Genomic DNA, 1,633 nt, shown 5'->3' on the forward strand with positions numbered 1-1,633 from the left:
CGAGCCGCGCCGTCGCGTCGCCGAGTTCATGCGCAGCGACCAGCCCCAGGTGCCGCTCGGGCAGTTCGAAACCGGCGCCGCGCGGCAGGCTGCCGAGCCACTGCGCCGGTTCGCGCAAGGCGTCCTTCAGCATGCCGGCATGGCGCTCGCCGGCCACGCGGTTGGCCAGCACGCCGGCCCAGGGCAGCGCGGGGCGGAAGTTCTGCAGGCCGTAGGCCAGCGCGCCGAAGGTGCCGGCCATGGCCTGCGCATCGATCACGGCCAGCACCGGCAGGCCGAAGCGCTCGGCCAGGTCCGCCGCGCTGGGGCTGCCGTCGAACAGGCCCATGACGCCCTCGACGATCAGCAGGTCGGCCTCGGCCGCGGCCGCATACAGCCGCCGGCGGCAGTCGGCCTCGCCGGTYATCCAGAGGTCGAGCGAATGCACCGGCGCGCCGCTGGCAAGCGCCAGCCAGTACGGGTCGAGAAAGTCGGGCCCGCACTTGAAGACCCGCACGCGCCGGCCCTGGCGCGCGTGCAGCCGCGCCAACGCGGCCGCCACCGTGGTCTTGCCCTGGCCCGAAGCCGGCGCCGCCACCAGCACGGCGGCGCAGCTGTGCGCGGCGATCGGTTCGCCGTTGTTGCGGGGCTGGCTTATTGCGGTGTCCACTTCAGGCCGATGTAAGCGTTGCGGCCGCCGGTGGCGTAGCCGCGTGCAAGCGTGTAGTCCTTGTCGCCCACATTGTCGACGCGGGCCACCAGGCCGATGTCGCGCGTGATCTGCGTGCTGGCCACGAGGTTCAGCACGGTATAGCCGCCCAGCGTGCGCGTGTTGGCCGCATCGTCGAAGCGCTTGCTCGACGATTGCAGTTCGGCGCCCAGCGTCCAGCCGGCAATGCGCCAGTCGGCGCCCAGCGTGCCGTGGCGGCGCGCGCGGCGGGCCAGCAGGTGGTCGGTGTCGAGGTCGCGCGGGTCCTGGAAGTCGAGCGATGCGCGCAGGCTCACGTCGCCGATGYGGTGTCCACCCGACAGCGTCACGCCCTGGTAGCGGGCGCGGGCGGTGCTGGCATAACAGCCGAAGTCGGAGCGGCAGTTGGTGGCCGAGCCGTCGAACACGATCAGGTTCTCGACGCGGTTCTGGTAGACGACGATGCCTGCATGCGTGCCGCCATCGGTGTACTGCAGGCCCAGCTCCACGTTGCGGCTCGACTCGGGCTTGAGGCTGGCCACGCCGTATTCGCTGAAGCGCTGGTACAGCGTGGGCGCGCGGAAGGCGGTGCCGGCCGAGACGGTGGCGCGCAGGCGCGGCGTGATCGCGTAGCCGTAGGCGGCGCTGCCGGTGGTCTTGCCGCCGAATTCGCTGTCGTCGTCATGGCGCACATGCAGCTGGAGCGAATGCGCGCCCTGCACGAAGCCGTAGCCGAGCGAGACCGCGTCCTGCGAGCGCTTGCTCGAGAGCAGGCCGCTGCTGGTGGTGGGCGCATTCTCGAGCGCGTCTTCGCGGCGCTCGAGCGTGGCCGTCACCAGGTGCGGGCCGAAGCGGAATTCGTTCTGGAACAGGTAGCCGCGCAGATTGGTTTCGGTGCGGTAGAACGAAGGCTGGGTCTTGTAGACCGACTGCGAATCGGTGACCTGCACGCGCGTGCTGTAGATG

General features: G+C 70.9%; 2 protein-coding genes. Both read right to left on the bottom strand.

Going from position 1 to position 1,633, the window contains the following annotated elements; translation table 11 throughout:
* The coding region (locus AC1DOC_RS32815; RefSeq protein WP_478131458.1) for a nucleotide-binding protein at positions 1-649 on the bottom strand (649 nt) is incomplete at its 3' end.
* Positions 634-1,633, bottom strand: a 1,000-nt coding sequence (locus tag AC1DOC_RS32820; protein WP_478131459.1) for a TonB-dependent receptor domain-containing protein, incomplete at its 5' end; no start/stop codon positions are given. The genes AC1DOC_RS32815 and AC1DOC_RS32820, both read right to left, overlap by 16 nt.

It is taken from the genome of Variovorax sp. 01T439_2 (genome assembly GCF_056398445.1).